14 protein-coding genes are annotated in these 13,729 nt (G+C 59.3%); all 14 read right to left on the bottom strand.

Features of this window, described 5'->3' with window-relative positions:
* Positions 1-35 precede the first annotated feature (35 nt).
* The 14 genes from GIW69_RS06260 to fliN all read right to left on the bottom strand — a co-directional run bounded on the left by GIW69_RS06260 (position 36) and on the right by fliN (position 13,700).
* Positions 36-2,264 (bottom strand): chemotaxis protein CheA, encoded by a 2,229-nt coding sequence (locus tag GIW69_RS06260; protein ID WP_236481263.1) that lies wholly within the window; start codon positions 2,262-2,264, stop codon positions 36-38.
* 39 nt (positions 2,265-2,303) lie between these two features.
* Complete coding sequence (locus GIW69_RS06255) at positions 2,304-3,092, bottom strand: protein phosphatase CheZ (protein WP_236481262.1); 789 nt, start codon at positions 3,090-3,092, stop codon at positions 2,304-2,306.
* A 21-nt stretch (positions 3,093-3,113) separates the two neighbouring features.
* A complete protein-coding gene (locus tag GIW69_RS06250; RefSeq protein WP_008006721.1) occupies positions 3,114-3,485 on the bottom strand; it encodes a chemotaxis response regulator CheY in 372 nt (123 codons plus the stop codon).
* A gap of 167 nt (positions 3,486-3,652) precedes the next feature.
* On the bottom strand, positions 3,653-4,393 hold the full coding sequence (gene fliA / locus GIW69_RS06245; RefSeq protein WP_007920004.1) for an RNA polymerase sigma factor FliA: 741 nt from the start codon (positions 4,391-4,393) through the stop codon (positions 3,653-3,655).
* Complete coding sequence (gene fleN, locus GIW69_RS06240) at positions 4,390-5,220, bottom strand: flagellar synthesis regulator FleN (RefSeq protein ID WP_003222917.1); 831 nt, start codon at positions 5,218-5,220, stop codon at positions 4,390-4,392. Before fleN ends, fliA begins: the two co-directional genes overlap by 4 nt.
* Before the next feature lie 116 nt (positions 5,221-5,336).
* Complete coding sequence (flhF, locus tag GIW69_RS06235) at positions 5,337-6,677, bottom strand: flagellar biosynthesis GTPase FlhF (RefSeq protein ID WP_236481261.1); 1,341 nt, start codon at positions 6,675-6,677, stop codon at positions 5,337-5,339.
* 11 nt (positions 6,678-6,688) lie between these two features.
* Positions 6,689-8,818 (bottom strand): flagellar biosynthesis protein FlhA, encoded by a 2,130-nt coding sequence (gene flhA, locus GIW69_RS06230; RefSeq protein ID WP_236481260.1) that lies wholly within the window; start codon positions 8,816-8,818, stop codon positions 6,689-6,691.
* Positions 8,819-8,934: 116 nt separating this feature from the next.
* Positions 8,935-9,627, bottom strand: coding sequence for a hypothetical protein (locus tag GIW69_RS06225; protein WP_236481259.1), 693 nt, complete (start codon positions 9,625-9,627; stop codon positions 8,935-8,937).
* Positions 9,628-9,805: 178 nt separating this feature from the next.
* Positions 9,806-10,945: a flagellar biosynthesis protein FlhB gene (gene flhB / locus GIW69_RS06220; protein WP_236481258.1), complete on the bottom strand. Its 1,140-nt coding sequence runs from the start codon at positions 10,943-10,945 to the stop codon at positions 9,806-9,808.
* 3 nt (positions 10,946-10,948) lie between these two features.
* Entirely contained in the window at positions 10,949-11,734 is a 786-nt protein-coding gene (fliR, locus tag GIW69_RS06215; protein ID WP_236481257.1) for a flagellar biosynthetic protein FliR, read from the bottom strand.
* A gap of 3 nt (positions 11,735-11,737) precedes the next feature.
* Entirely contained in the window at positions 11,738-12,007 is a 270-nt protein-coding gene (gene fliQ / locus GIW69_RS06210; protein ID WP_008077662.1) for a flagellar biosynthesis protein FliQ, read from the bottom strand.
* Entirely contained in the window at positions 12,004-12,762 is a 759-nt protein-coding gene (gene fliP, locus GIW69_RS06205) for a flagellar type III secretion system pore protein FliP (protein WP_236481256.1), read from the bottom strand. Before fliP ends, fliQ begins: the two co-directional genes overlap by 4 nt.
* Complete coding sequence (fliO, locus tag GIW69_RS06200; protein ID WP_236481255.1) at positions 12,762-13,244, bottom strand: flagellar biosynthetic protein FliO; 483 nt, start codon at positions 13,242-13,244, stop codon at positions 12,762-12,764. Before fliO ends, fliP begins: the two co-directional genes overlap by 1 nt.
* Positions 13,245-13,700: a flagellar motor switch protein FliN gene (gene fliN / locus GIW69_RS06195; RefSeq protein WP_496570898.1), complete on the bottom strand. Its 456-nt coding sequence runs from the start codon at positions 13,698-13,700 to the stop codon at positions 13,245-13,247.
* Positions 13,701-13,729 lie beyond the last annotated feature (29 nt).

Genomic DNA, 13,729 nt, shown 5'->3' with positions numbered 1-13,729 from the left:
CGCAGCGGGACGTCGAGCGCCCCGCTACACCAGATTCAAATACGCCGTGCGGCGTAACGCTTGAGCATGCTTGGAACATCGAGAATCAGTGCAATGCGGCCGTCACCGGTAATGGTGGCGCCCGACATGCCCGGCGTTCCCTGGAGCATTTTGCCCAATGGCTTGATGACGACTTCTTCCTGACCGACCAGTTGATCGACGACGAAGCCGATCCGCTGAGTGCCCACCGAAAGAATCACCACATGGCCTTCGCGCTGCTCTTCGTGAGCGGCGGAGCTGACCAGCCAGCGCTTGAGGTAGAACAATGGCAGTGCCTTGTCCCGCACGATCACCACTTCCTGACCATCCACCACGTTGGTGGTCGACAGGTCGAGGTGGAAGATCTCGTTGACGTTCACCAGCGGGAACGCGAACGCCTGGTTGCCGAGCATGACCATCAGCGTCGGCATGATCGCCAGCGTCAGCGGCACCTTGATGACGATCTTCGAACCCTGGCCCTTGGTCGAATAGATGTTGATCGAACCGTTGAGCTGGGAAATCTTGGTCTTCACCACGTCCATGCCGACGCCACGGCCGGACACGTCGGAAATCTCGGTCTTGGTCGAGAAGCCCGGAGCGAAAATCAGGTTGTAGCACTCCGTGTCGCTCAGACGATCCGCCGCGTCCTTGTCCATCACGCCGCGTTTCACCGCGATGGCGCGCAGGACATTCGGATCCATGCCTTTGCCGTCATCGGAGATCGACAACAGGATGTGATCGCCTTCCTGTTCGGCCGCCAGAACGACCTTGCCGCCACGGGCCTTGCCCGAGGCTTCGCGTTCTTCCGGCGACTCGATGCCGTGGTCGACCGCGTTGCGCACCAAGTGAACCAGCGGGTCGGCCAGAGCCTCGACGAGGTTCTTGTCGAGGTCGGTTTCTTCGCCGACCAGTTCCAGGTTGATCTCTTTCTTGAGCTGACGCGCCAGGTCACGAACCAGACGCGGGAAGCGCCCGAAAACTTTCTTGATCGGCTGCATCCGCGTCTTCATGACGGCGGTCTGCAAGTCAGCGGTGACCACGTCGAGATTCGACACGGCTTTTTGCATGGCTTCATCGCTGCTGTTGAGGCCCAGGCGCACCAGACGGTTACGCACCAGCACCAACTCGCCGACCATGTTCATGATTTCGTCGAGACGCGCGGTGTCGACACGCACAGTGGTTTCGGCTTCGCTGGCCGGTTTTTCCGGTGGCGGCGCCGCCGGCGCACGGGCCGGAGCCGGCGCAGCAGCGGCAGCAGGTTTGGCCGCTTCGGCTTTCGGTTCAGGCTTGGCGACAGGCTTGGGCGCAGCAGCGGCTGGTGCCTTGGCGACAGCCGAGGCGGCGCCGACTTCGGTGAACTTGCCTTTGCCGTGCAATTCGTCGAGCAGCGATTCGAACTCGTGATCGGTGATCAGATCGCTGCCGGCAGCAGCGGCCGCCGGAGCGGCAGGCGCTGGAACCGAAGCAATCGCCGATTCCAATGCATCGACGGCGAAGTTGCCTTTGCCGTGCAACTGATCGAGCAAGGCTTCGAATTCGTCGTCGGTGATGTCCGAGCTGTCACCCGCCGCCGGAGCAGCAGAAGCTGGCGCAGGAGCAGGCGCCACCGCGTCAACGGCGAACTGACCTTTACCGTGCAGTTGATCGAGCAACGACTCGAACTCGGCGTCGGTGATTTCATCGCTGGCGGCTGCATCAGCGGCCGGCGCAGCGGCAGCGGCCGGGGCTTCGGCTTCGGCCTTGACGGCGTTCAGCGAATCCAGCAACTGTTCAAATTCGTTGTCGGTGATATCACCGTCATCGCTTTGTGCGACAGGTTCTTCAACCGCTGGCGCAGCGATGGCTTCGTCTGCCGATTGCGGCTCGGCCAGACGGGCCAGCGCCGCCAGCAATTCAGGTGTTGCCGCAGTGATGGGGCTGCGCTCGCGGACTTCGCTGAACATGCTGTTCACCGCGTCCAGTGCTTCGAGCACAACGTCCATCAATTCTGCATCAACGCGACGTTCACCCTTGCGCAGGATGTCGAACACGTTTTCGGCGATGTGACAGCACTCCACCAACTCATTGAGCTGAAGGAAGCCGGCGCCCCCTTTTACAGTGTGGAAACCGCGAAAAATTGCATTGAGCAGATCTGCATCATCCGGACGGCTTTCCAGCTCGACCAGTTGTTCGGACAGTTGCTCAAGAATCTCGCCGGCCTCAACCAGGAAATCCTGAAGGATCTCTTCATCGGCGCCGAAGCTCATTAATGGGGTGCTCCTACAGGTCTAAAAACCCAAAAAAACTCAAAATCCAAGGCTGGATAACAAATCGTCCACATCGTCCTGACCGGACACAACGTCTTCTCGTTTATCGGCATGAATCTGCGGACCTTCACCCTGCGAGAGATGTTTTTGTGGATCTTTTTCTGCAAGCATCGCTTCACGGTCATGCTCGATGCCCGCAAAGCGGTCCACTTGGCTTGCCATGAGTACGAGTTTGAGCAAATTGCTTTCGACTTCGGTGACCAACTGGGTCACGCGCTTGATCACCTGACCGGTGAGATCCTGGTAATCCTGGGCCAGCAGAATGTCGTTGAGATTGCCCGACACGGCGCGATTGTCCGCGCTGCTGCGTGACAGAAAACCGTCGACCCGGCGCGCCAGCTCGCGGAACTCTTCAGCCCCGACTTCGCGACGCATGAAGCGGCCCCAATCGGTGCTCAATGCCTGGGCTTCATCGGCCAGGCCATTGACCAGCGGTGTGGCGCTTTCCACCAGATCCATGGTGCGGTTGGCCGCGGCTTCCGTCAGCTTGACCACATAGCCCAGACGTTCGGTCGCGTCGGTGATTTGCGACACTTCTTCGGCCTGGGGCATGTGCGGGTCAATCTGGAAATTGACGATCGCACTGTGCAGCTCGCGCGTCAGCTTGCCCACTTCCTGATACAGGCCACGGTCACGGGTCTGATTGAGCTCATGGATCAATTGCACAGCGTCGCCGAACTTGCCTTTTTCAAGGCTTTCGACCAGTTCGACCGCATGTTTTTTCAGGGTCGACTCAAAGTCGCCCTGTGAAGATTCTTTTTGCTCCATAGCTCCCCCGGGGCGCGTATATCAGCCGATGCGTTCGAAAATCTTCTCGATTTTTTCTTTCAGCGCCTGGGCGGTAAAAGGTTTCACGACATAGCCGTTCACGCCGGCCTGGGCCGCTTCGATGATCTGTTCGCGCTTGGCTTCAGCGGTCACCATCAGCACTGGCAGGTGCTTGAGTTTTTCATCGGCGCGCACGTGGCGCAGCAGGTCGATGCCGGTCATGCCTGGCATGTTCCAGTCCGTTACCAGAAAGTCGATGCTGCCGCTGTTGAGCACCGGAATGGCAGTGATGCCATCGTCGGCTTCAACGGTGTTGGTGAACCCAAGGTCACGCAACAGGTTCTTGATGATCCGCCGCATCGTTGAGAAGTCATCAACGATGAGGATTTTCATGTTCTTGTCCAATTCGACCTCCAAGCAGTCTTAAACGCGCCCAGCACCTGGACGCGCCATTTCAATCAATCCGGCAAAGCATTCGATGACTGTCTGGAGCACAGCAGATCGAGACCGGTGCCGTTCATCACCGCACCAGCCTCTTTCGCAGTGTCCCCACACTGCCTTCAGCGCGCTCGCCACTCCCCTAAACGCCCCCGCAAACGGGCCGCGCACTGGCTATGTAACTGGCTGACCCGCGATTCGCTGACGCCAAGAACCTCACCGATTTCCTTGAGGTTCAGCTCCTCGTCGTAGTACAGCGCCAACACCAGTCGCTCACGCTCCGGCAAGTTGGCAATCGCGTCCGCCAGCGCCGCCTGGAAGCGTTCATCTTCCAGATCGCGTGACGGTTCGAGATGGGCACTCGCGCCATCCTCATGCAGCCCTTCATGTTCGCCGTCCTGCAAGAGGTCGTCGAAGCTGAACAGTCGGCTGCCCAGGGTGTCGTTCAAAATCCCGTAATAATCGTCAAGGCTCAATTGGAGTTCGGCCGCAACTTCGTGATCTTTAGCGTCACGGCCGGTTTTAGCTTCAATCGAGCGAATCGCGTCGCTGACCATACGGGTGTTGCGGTGAACCGAGCGTGGCGCCCAGTCCCCCTTGCGCACTTCATCGAGCATGGCGCCGCGGATCCGGATGCCCGCGTACGTTTCGAAACTGGCGCCTTTGCTGGCGTCATATTTGGTCGAGACTTCAAGCAGACCGATCATGCCGGCCTGGATCAGATCCTCGACCTGCACACTCGCCGGCAATCGCGCCAACAAGTGATAGGCGATGCGTTTGACCAGGGGCGCGTAACGCTCGATCAATTCGTACTGCGCGTCACGCGCCGACTTCTTGTAGTAGTTCATACCGCTTGCGGTCATAACACGGGCCCTGCCGTTTGCTGCACGAGGCGCTCGACGAAAAACTCCAGATGCCCACGCGGGTTGGCGGGCAACGGCCATGTATCGACCTTCTGTGCGATGGCCTTGAACGCCAGGGCGCACTTGGATCGCGGGAAGGCTTCATAAACCGCACGTTGTTTCTGCACGGCCTTGCGTACGCTTTCGTCGTAAGGCACCGCGCCAACGTATTGCAGAGCGACGTCAAGAAAGCGATCGGTGACCTTGGTCAACTTGGCGAACAGGTTGCGACCCTCTTGCGGGCTCTGGGCCATGTTGGCCAGAACGCGGAAGCGATTCATGCCGTAGTCGCGGTTGAGCAACTTGATCAGCGCATAGGCGTCAGTGATCGAAGTCGGCTCGTCGCAGACCACCAGCAACACTTCCTGCGCGGCGCGCACGAAACTGACTACCGAGTCACCAATACCGGCAGCGGTGTCGATGACTAATACGTCGAGGTTGTCGCCGATGTCGCTGAAGGCCTGGATCAGACCGGCATGTTGAGCCGGGCTCAGATGAACCATGCTCTGGGTGCCGGACGCGGCCGGCACGATGCGAATTCCGCCGGGGCCTTGCAACAACACGTCGCGCAGCTCACAGCGGCCTTCGATCACGTCGGCCAGGGTGCGTTTAGGGGTGAGCCCCAAAAGAACGTCGACGTTCGCCAGCCCCAGATCGGCGTCCAGCAGCATGACCCGACGGCCAAGCTCTGCCAGCGCCAGGGACAAGTTCACTGACACGTTAGTCTTGCCGACGCCACCTTTGCCGCCGGTCACCGCGATCACCTGTACGGGATGCATGCTGCCCATGTTATTTCTTTACCTTGTCTTGCATAGACGGAGGCCACATTACTGGCTGCGCGCTCAACAACTGAGCAATGCATGGCAGACCATCGATGTAGGTACAAAAAACGTTCATTAATACCTCAGCCAACCTGCTTGGTGGGACTGTGGTAGATATCAGCGAACATGTCAGCCATGGCTTCTTCGCTGGGTTCTTCTTGCATTTGCACGCTGACGGCGCGGCTGACCAGTTGATGGCGGCGCGGCAGATGCAGATCATCCGGAATCCGTGGGCCATCGGTCAGGTACGCGACCGGTAATTCATGACTGATCGCCAGGCTCAACACTTCACCAAGGCTAGCTGTTTCATCCAGTTTAGTCAGGATGCACCCGGCCAGCCCGCAACGCTTGTAACTGTGATAAGCGGCGGTTAGAACCTGTTTTTGGCTGGTGGTTGCCAGCACAAGATAATTTTTTGAACGGATGCCACGCCCCGCCAGGCTTTCCAGCTGCATGCGCAATGCCGGATCGCTGGCTTGCAGGCCGGCGGTATCGATCAGCACGACGCGTTTGCGCAGCAGTGGATCCAGTGCCTGAACCAGCGACTGGCCCGGGTCGACGTGAGTCACCGGCACGTTCAGGATACGGCCCAGCGTTTTGAGCTGTTCCTGTGCGCCGATGCGAAAACTGTCCATGCTCACCAGCGCTATGTTCTGCGCGCCGTACTTGAGCACGTAACGGGCGGCCAGTTTGGCCAGCGTGGTGGTTTTGCCCATGCCGGCAGGGCCGACCACGGCAATCACACCGCCCTCTTCCAGTGGCTCGACTTCCGGCGTCGCGATCATTCGCGCCAGGTGCGCCAGCAACATGCGCCAGGCCTGACGCGGCTCGTCGATGTCGCTGATCATTGCCAGCAAATCGCGAGACAGCGGGCCGGACAAACCGATGCGTTGCAGACGACGATAAAGATTGGCCTGGGCCGGACGGCTGCCTTGCAGCTGATTCCAGGCCAGAGTGCCGAGCTGGACTTCCATCAACTCGCGCAAGCTGTTGAGTTCGAAACGCATCGAATCCAGCGCACGCGGATCGACACCGGCCGACACCGGCGCAGGTGCCGGGGCTGGACGAGCCGGTGCGCTGTAAGTCGCTTCGGTCAGCGGCTCGGCAGCGGTCAGCGGCAAACCCGCGGTCAACGGCAGGCCGGAGAACAGCTGCTGATTGGTATTGCCATCAGCTTCGCCTCGCAGGCTCAACTCGGCTTGTGCAGTGACGATGCGCGACTGAGTCTTGCGCAGCTCATCCTCAAGTTCCATGTTCGGAACACGCGGGGCCAGCGCTGACAATTTGTAATCCAGCGCCGCCGTCAGTTCGACACCGCCGGCAATGCGGCGGTTACCGATGATGGCGGCATCAGCGCCCAGCTCATCACGAACCAGCTTCATGGCCTGACGCATATCGGCGGCAAAAAAACGCTTAACTTGCATAAACCACTACCTCAGCCGTTGGGCCCTACTGTCGCAACGATGGTCACTTGCTTGTTGTCCGGTATTTCCTGGTAGGCCAGCACGTGCAATCCGGGGACTGCCAGTCGGCCAAAGCGCGAGAGCATCGCGCGTACCGGGCCTGCTACCAACAGGATGACCGGCTGACCTTGCATTTCCTGACGCTGCGCCGCTTCGATGAGCGAACGTTGCAGCTTCTCGGCCATGCTTGGCTCCAGCAGAACGCCCTCTTCCGAGCCTTGTCCTGCCTTCTGCAGACTATTGAGCAATATTTGTTCCAACCTTGGTTCCAAGGTGATCACAGGCAGCTCCGACTCAGTGCCTACAATGCTTTGCACGATGGCGCGGGATACGCCGACGCGTACGGCGGCCACCAGCGCGGCGGTATCTTGACTCTTGGCAGCGTTGTTGGCGATGGCTTCTGCAATGCTGCGAATGTCGCGTACCGGCACATGTTCAGCCAACAGCGCTTGCAGCACTTTGAGCAGCTGCGACAACGAAACCACGCCCGGCACCAGCTCTTCAGCCAGTTTTGGCGAGCTTTTGGCCAGCAATTGCATGAGTTGCTGCACTTCCTCGTGGCCGATCAGCTCACTGGAATGCTTGTACAGAATCTGGTTCAGGTGCGTCGCGACCACGGTACTGGCATCGACCACGGTGTATCCAAGCGATTGCGCCTGAGCGCGCTGGCTGATTTCGATCCACACCGCTTCCAGGCCGAAAGCCGGATCTCTGGCGGTGATGCCGTTCAGCGTGCCGTAGACCTGCCCCGGGTTGATCGCCAGTTCGCGATCCGGATAGATCTCGGCCTCGGCGAGGATCACGCCCATCAGCGTCAAACGGTACGCGCTTGGCGCCAGATCCAGGTTGTCGCGGATGTGTACGGTCGGCATCAGGAAGCCCAGATCCTGCGAGAGCTTCTTGCGCACGCCCTTGATCCGCGCGAGCAACTGACCACCCTGATTGCGATCCACCAACGGAATCAGACGGTAGCCGACTTCCAGGCCGATCATGTCGATCGGGGTCACGTCGTCCCAGCCCAACTCTTTGGTTTCCATGGCGCGGGCCGGCGACGGCAGCAGTTCCTGCTGACGCTTGACCTCTTGCAGCGCGGTGACCTTAGCGACGTTCTGCTTCTTCCAGAACAGGTACGCACCACCGGCCGCCAGTGCCGCCATGCTCAGGAACGAGAAATGCGGCATGCCCGGCACCAGGCCCATGACCGCCATCAAGCCAGCGGCCACGGCCAGGGCTTTTGGCGATGCAAACATCTGACGGTTGATTTGCTTGCCCATGTCTTCCGAACCGGAAGCACGGGTCACCATGATCGCTGCAGCTGTAGATAACAACAGTGATGGCAATTGCGCCACCAAACCGTCACCGATGGTCAACAAGGCGTAAACCTTGCCGGCGTCAGCGAAGCTCATGTTGTGCTGGAAGATACCGACTGCCACACCACCAATGAGGTTGATGAACAGAATCAGCAAGCCTGCGATGGCGTCACCGCGAACGAACTTGCTGGCACCGTCCATCGAACCGTAGAACTCAGCTTCCTGAGCCACTTCTGAACGGCGCGCCTTGGCTTGGTTCTGATCGATCAGACCGGCGTTGAGGTCGGCGTCGATCGCCATTTGTTTGCCGGGCATCGCATCGAGGGTGAAACGTGCGCTCACCTCGGAAATCCGCCCGGCACCCTTGGTCACCACGACGAAGTTGATGATCATCAAAATGGCGAAGACCACGATACCGACGACGTAGTTGCCGCCAATCACCACTTCACCGAAGGCCTGGATCACCTTACCGGCAGCGGCGTGGCCGTCCTGACCGTGAAGCATCACCACCCGCGTCGAGGCCACGTTCAGCGCCAGTCGCAGCAACGTAGCCACGAGCAGAATGGTCGGAAAAACCGCGAAATCGAGCGGCCGCAATGCGTAAACGCACACCAGCAGCACGACGATCGACAGGGCAATGTTGAAGGTAAAAAACACGTCGAGCAGGAACGGCGGCACTGGCAACATCATCATCGCCAGCATGACCAACAGCAACAACGGCACGCCCAGATTGCCACGACTGAGGTCGGCAACGTTCGTGCGGGCAGTGTTGATAAATTGAGTGCGATCCACCGGTTTTCCCCGTTCCTTTAAAGCAAACTTTTGACGCCTTGTATTGGCGCAGGACGGCTATTGCAAGAAGCCTTCCAACTTTTGCCTAAAGCTCGAAACGGGGTGTTCCGCAGATATCAATCCGTTCCGGCGGTGCGAACCCGGTCTGCCGTGATGGGGCCGAAATTGAGCTCTCTACCGACTAAATATTTCGAGCCGCGGAGCATCTGATCGCCCTCGACGGGTACCAGATCCTCTTGGGCAGACCCAAAAACCACAACCGAAGTGGGTGCATTTAGGGTTTCAAACGAAGCGGCTGCCCGCTGATCGCCATTGAAGGTGTGCCCTTCCAATAAATGAAGTGCCCACTGGAACTGAACGACCGGCAAATCGCTGATCTGGATCTGACGCTTGTGGCTCAAGCGAAAGTCCTGACGTGCGGTCATCTGCAATTGACCGTCAACATATTCGAACTCGGGCTTGCCGTATCGACGGATCAACAGCCCGTCGGACCAATCGTCGAAATAATATTCGGGAGCCCGGAACACCTTGAACAAATCTTCGTTGCCGCGCATTTTGCCGGCCGCGTCGAAAAAATAGTTGTATGCATAGTGATATCCCAGCCCCGCCAACTCTGGCCGGATCGCGTTGATCGGCCCATTCAGGTAGCCGGGAATGTAAACATTGGCCATCTGCACAAAGTGAGTGAAATCCAGCGAAAGCTTGAACATGACGGTATAGCCGATCGCCATTTCGGGCCGCTCTTCGAGCACACCGAAAACGAAGTCCAACTCCATGCCTTGCAAGTATCTGTAGACGCTTTGAGCCATGATCGCACTCCTCTGACGCGTGATCGATTAACCGTTGCCGACCCCGTGGTCCAGCATCGGCCGGACCGGATCGGTTCAACGGCATGACAACGCCAGCGGCGATAAACGTCTACTGTCAGAAGTAGCAGGTACAGTGGCCTTTCGGACGGGCGGCGGTCTCGCTGACCGGAGCAACCCATCAAGAATCGCGGCGCAGATCCGGTGGAATCGGCAGATCGTCCTTGAGCGGATCCGGGCGTTTACCCTTGCCGGCGCGGTGCTGGCGGATCTGGTAGACGTAGGCCAGGACTTGGGCGACGGCCAGATACAGTCCGCCCGGAATTTCCTGATCAAGCTCGGTGGAGTAGTAAATCGAACGCGCCAGCGCCGGGGACTCCAGGAGCATGACGTTGTTGGCGACAGCGATTTCGCGGATTTTCAGCGCCAGGAAATCGTTACCCTTGGCCAGCAATACCGGCGCCCCGCCTTTCTCGGCGTCGTATTTAAGCGCCACGGCGTAGTGGGTCGGGTTGGTGATGACCACATCGGCTTCAGGGATCGCCGCCATCATCCGCCGCTGGGACATCTCGCGCTGGACCTGACGGATGCGCTGCTTGACCTCCGGCCGGCCTTCCTGATCCTTGTGCTCGTCGCGCACTTCCTGCTTGGTCATCTTGAGCTTTTTCATGCTCTCGAAGATCTGCACCGGGACGTCGACCGCCGCGATGATGATCAGGCCACACGCCATCCACAACGTGCTCCAACCCACCAATTGCAGGCTGTGGATGATTGCCATCTCCAACGGCTCATGGGCGATGCGCAACAAATCATCGACATCGCCCGCCAGCACCACCAACGCCACGGCCAGAACAATAAAAAACTTCGCCAGCGCCTTGAGCAACTCGACGATAGCTTTCATGGAAAACATGCGCTTGAGGCCGGCGCCAGGGTTCATCCGGCTGAATTTCGGCGCCAATGAGCCAGCAGCAAACAGCCAGCCGCCGAGGGAAATCGGGCCGATCACCGCTGCGAGCAACAGGGTGATCATGATCGGCTGGATCGCCAGCAATGCGATGAGCCCGGAGTGCATCAGATAAGAACCCATGGAGCGCTGGTCGAGGATCACTTCCCTTGGCAACGAGAAGTTCATGCGCATCAGCTCCATCATCTCTTGCGCCAGGGCGCCGCCGAATATCAGCAGCGCGCCTGAGCCGGCAAGCATGATCGCCAGGGTGTTGAGTTCTTTGGAACGGGCAATCTCACCCTTTTCACGGGAGTCCTTTTTGCGTTTCTCCGTGGGGTCTTCCGTTTTGTCCTGACCGCTTTCGCTTTCAGCCATGACTCAGCGCGCCTGTGCCAGTTCGCGTAAAAACTGCAAAGCCTCGGCGGCCAGCGGTTGATACTGATTGAGAATATCCGCCAGACCGACCCAGATGATGAACAGGCCGAGCACCAGGGTCAGCGGGAAACCGATGGAGAAAATATTGAGCTGTGGCGCGGCGCGGGTCATCACGCCAAACGCGATGTTGACCACCAGCAGCGCCGTGATCGCCGGCAACACCAGCACCAGTGCCGCACCGAGCACCCAGCCCAGCTTGCCGGCCAATTCCCAATAGTGAGCCGTCATCAAACCACCGCCCACCGGCAACGTGGTGAAGCTTTCCGTCAGGACTTCGAACACCACCAGATGGCCGTTCATGGACAAAAACAGCAAGGTCACCAGCATGGTGAAGAACTGCCCGATCACCGCCACCGACACGCCGTTGGTAGGGTCGACCATCGAGGCGAAACCCATGCCCATCTGGATCGCGACAATCTGCCCCGCCACCGTGAAGGCCTGGAAAAACAGTTGCAGCGAGAAGCCCATCACCGCACCGATGAGGATCTGCTCGGCGATCAACAGCAAGCCGCTCAGATCCAGGGCATTGACCGGCGGCATGGGCGGCAGATTGGGCGAGATCACCAGTGTGATTGCCAGGGCGAAATACAGACGAATGCGCTTGGGCACGAGGGTCGTGCCGAACACTGGCATGACCATCAGCACCGTGCCAATGCGAAACAGCGGCAACATGAACGTCGCCACCCAGGTGCTGATCTGGGTGTCGGTCAGCTGAAGCAGCGATTGCATGGCTTAGCCGATGACCATCGGAATGTTGTGGTAGAGCTGGATGATGTATTCCATGAAGGTCTGCACCAGCCACGGCCCGGCAACAATCAACGTCACCAGCATCACCAGCAGACGCGGCAGGAAGCTCAGGGTCTGTTCGTTGATCTGCGTCGCGGCCTGGAACATCGCCACCAGCAAGCCCACCAGCAGGCTCGGAATCACCAGCACCGCGACCATCATCGTGGTCAGCCACAACGCTTCGCGAAAGATGTCGACCGCAACTTCTGGCGTCATGGCGAGACACCGCCAAAACTGCTGGCCAGGGTGCCGATGATCAGCGCCCAACCATCCACCAGCACAAACAGCATGATTTTGAACGGCAAGGAAATGATCAGCGGCGACAGCATCATCATACCCATCGCCATCAGTACGCTCGCCACGACAAGGTCGATGATCAGGAACGGAATGAAGATCATGAAGCCGATCTGGAACGCGGTTTTCAGCTCGGAAGTGACGAAGGCCGGCACCAGAATGGTCAGCGGCGCCTGATCCGGCGAAGCAATGTCGGTACGCTTGGACAGGCGCATGAACAGCTCAAGATCACTGGCGCGGGTCTGCGCGAGCATGAAATCCTTGATCGGCACCTGCGCCCTTTCCACCGCCTGTTGCGCGGTGAGCGTCTCCGCCAGATAAGGCTGCAATGCATCGTTGTTCACCCGGTCGAACACCGGCGCCATGATGAACAGCGTCAAAAACAGCGCCATGCCGGTGAGGATCTGGTTGGACGGCGTCTGTTGCAGGCCGAGGGCCTGACGCAGGATCGAAAACACGATGATGATCCGGGTGAAACTGGTCATCAGCATGACGAACGCCGGGATAAAACTCAGCGCGGTCATGATCAGCAGAATCTGCAGGCTGACCGAATATTCCTGCGCACCATCGGCGTTGGTGCCCAGCGTGATCGCCGGGATCGACAACGGATCGGCGGCGAACGCCAGCGGCGCGGCCAGCAACAGAGCCAGCGTCAAGACGATGCGTAGCGCACCCATTACTTCTTATCCTTCTGATCCTTGCCGAGCATTCTCATCAGATGCTGGGCAAATTCCGGCGTGGCATGCTCGGTACCGGCAGGCACGGGTACGGGCTCTTTCAGCACATGCAGCGCGGTGATGCTGCCGGGGCTGAGGCCGAGCAGGATCTGCTCGTTGCCGACCTGCACCAGCATCAGCCGGTCACGCGGTCCGAGCGCGCGCGAGCCGATCAGCTCAATCACTTGCCCCTTGCCCGCAGGCCCCGCCTGTTGCACGCGGCGCAACAGCCAGGCGAGGAAAAAAATCAGCCCCAGCACCAGCAACAGGCCCAGCACCAACTGCGTCAACTGACCGGCCACACCAATGCTCACGGCGGGCGCGGCGGCGGTGGTTGCAGCCACGGCAGTGGTCGCGACAGTGGTCACGGCCGGTTCAGCCGCCATGGCCGTCAATGGCAATGCCAGCGCCAACCTGAGCAAACAACCCAGCACCTTATTCACTCAGCGCAGCTTCTTGATGCGTTCGCTCGGGCTGATCACGTCCGTCAGGCGGATGCCGAACTTCTCGTTGACCACGACCACTTCGCCATGGGCGATCAGCGTGCCGTTGACCAGCACATCCAGCGGCTCGCCGGCCAGACGATCCAGCTCGATGACGGAACCCTGGTTGAGTTGCAGCAGGTTGCGGATATTGATGTCGGTGCTGCCCACTTCCATGGAAATCGATACCGGGATGTCGAGGATCACGTCCAGGTTCGGACCGTCCAGCGTCACCGGATCGTTGTTCTTCGGCACGCTGCCGAACTCTTCCATCGGCAGACGGTTGGAGCTCGACGAGCCGGCGTCGGCCGCCAGCAGTGCGTCGATGTCGGCTTGGCTGTCACCGGTTTCTTCCAGGGCGGCAGCCCATTCATCAGCCAGAGCCTGATCGTCCTGAGCGTTCATATCGTCGTTCATCATGTGTCCTCGGCGGGCAACAATTCAGT

The sequence above is a fragment of the Pseudomonas syringae genome, from assembly GCF_021605415.1.
Taxonomy (GTDB): Bacteria; Pseudomonadota; Gammaproteobacteria; order Pseudomonadales; family Pseudomonadaceae; genus Aquipseudomonas; species Aquipseudomonas syringae_S.
This window is presented reverse-complemented; position numbering and strand designations above follow the sequence as displayed.